The 2,409-nt window shown below is 25.7% G+C and carries 1 protein-coding gene; it reads right to left on the reverse strand.

The window, feature by feature from the left end; all coding sequences use genetic code 11:
* The coding region (locus tag G3997_RS06345) for a cation-translocating P-type ATPase (RefSeq protein WP_296644597.1) at positions 1-2,319 on the reverse strand (2,319 nt) is incomplete at its 3' end.
* Positions 2,320-2,409 lie beyond the last annotated feature (90 nt).

Here is a 2,409-nt window from a genome sequence, read left to right on the forward strand (position 1 = left end):
TATAATCTTTATAATTATAGGTGTTATAAGCATAAATACTATTAGTATTATAGTTTGTATAAAAGTAAGTCTATATATCATAAGTCTATTTCCAAAGAAGATTACAATTATAAAAAATAATATACTCATAGATGCTAACAATATTTTTCTATGATTATTAAATGGTAAACTTACTCTATATAAAATAACAAGTCCAGTAAATCCTGTTAATATAGCAACTATACTTGATACTTTATCTTGAGGTATTTTTATTATGTTAGATATAAATACTATACATAATGTATTTATTGCTATAGTAATACCACCTGATAGGGCTCTTTTTATTATATTTTTTAAAAATCCCTTTTTGATTCTATTGTTATTATGTTCAAATGCAAAGAAAAATGAAGGTATACCAATAGTAAGACCACTTATAAGAGTTAATTGTATAGGTACAAATGGGTATGGTTTCATTATTATTAAAAATAATACTGATAGTATAAATGAATATATTGTTTTTACTAGAAATAATGATGCACTTTTTTCTATATTATTAATAACCCTTCTACCTTCATTTACTACGCTTGGCATAGATTTAAAGTTTGAATCAGTAAGTACAAGTTGAGATACTCTTCTTGCAGCATCACTACCAGATGCCATAGCTATACTACAGTCACTATCTTTTAGTGCTAATACATCATTTACTCCATCTCCTGTCATAGCTACAGTATGTCCCTTTTCTTTAAGAGATTTTATTATTTCTCTTTTTTGTTCTGGTTGAACTCTTCCAAATACAATATATTTATCAACAGCATTCTGTATATCATCTGTATCTTTAAGAGTTGATGCATCTATATATTTTTCAGCATTTTTTACTCCTGCAGTTTTAGCTATCTGTGACACTGTTACAGGATTATCTCCAGATATTACTTTTATATTTACATCTTGTTTATCGAAGAATTCAAATGTTTCTTCTACATTTTCACGTATCTTATCTTCTATTACAATTAAAGCTATTTTGTCTATATTTTTATCTAATTTATCGTCAATTAATTCTCTATCATTCTTAGCTAATAATAGTACTCTATATCCCTTTGATGAATACTCTTCAACTTTATCTTTTATACTTTCATAATTTTCATTTAATACAAATTCTGGTGCTCCTATTACAAAGCTTCCTTGCTCTTTAAAAGAAGCTCCACTCCACTTTCTTTGTGATGAAAATGGAACTTTTTTAATAGTTTCCCAATTTGGATTTTCTTTAAATTTATCTCTTAAACAATTAAAGGTTGAATTTTCATCATCTAATGTATGAGTTATTGCACCTATAATATTATTTGTATTTTCTTCATTATATTTATCGTCTAATACTACTACCTCACGTACATTCATTTTACCTTCTGTTATAGTACCTGTTTTATCAAGACACAACATATCAACACGAGCTAAGGTTTCTATACAATAAAGTTCTTGAACTAATATATTCTTTTTTCCTAATCTTATAACAGAAACCACTAATGATATACTTGTAAGTAAATAAAGTCCCTCTGGTATCATACCTATAACTGCTGCAACTGTACTTACTATAGATTGTTTTAATCCATAATTTAATACATACATCTGTTTTAGAAAAAGTATTACTCCAATAGGAACTATTACTATAGCTATATATTTAATTATCTTATCAAGTGAATTCATAATCTCTGAATTTACTTTTTTTCTTTTCTTAGCTACTTTAGTTATCTTAGCTGCATAACTGTTTTCTCCTACTTTATCAGCCTTTGCATAACAAGTTCCTGACACTATAAAGCTTCCTGATAAAAGTGTATCTCCTTCTTTTTTTAATATTTCATCTACTTCTCCAGTTAATAATGACTCATTTACTTCTACACTTCCATCCAATATTATTGAATCTACACTTATTTCTTCTCCAGTTGAATATTTTATAATATCATCTAATACTATTGAATCTACATTTATTTCAACTTCTTTAGATTCTCTTATTACTTTTGCTTTAGATGCAGATACTAAAGATAATTTGTCTATTGTTTTTTTAGCCCTTATCTCCTGTATTATTCCTATTACTATATTTGATATTACTATACCCATAAATAATGCATTTTCATAGGATTTTACAAGGATTATAAGTATTGCTAATATTAAATTTAATAAATTGAAGAATGTAAATACATTGTCTATTATTATCTCTTTAGTTGTTTTTGAAACACTATCTATAATTTTATTGTAGTTACCTTCTTTTATACGTTTATCAACCTCTTCTTTTGATAATCCCTTAATTTTGCTATTATCTAAATTTCTATTATTTTCATTAAGCTTCATATATATCCCTTCTAACCATTTATTATAATGATTAGTATTTACACTTTTTTTAAAAATAATAGCTTAATTCATATACTAAAAATCTCTCTT

Source organism: Romboutsia sp. 13368, assembly GCF_018336475.1.
GTDB lineage: Bacteria > Bacillota > Clostridia > Peptostreptococcales > Peptostreptococcaceae > Romboutsia.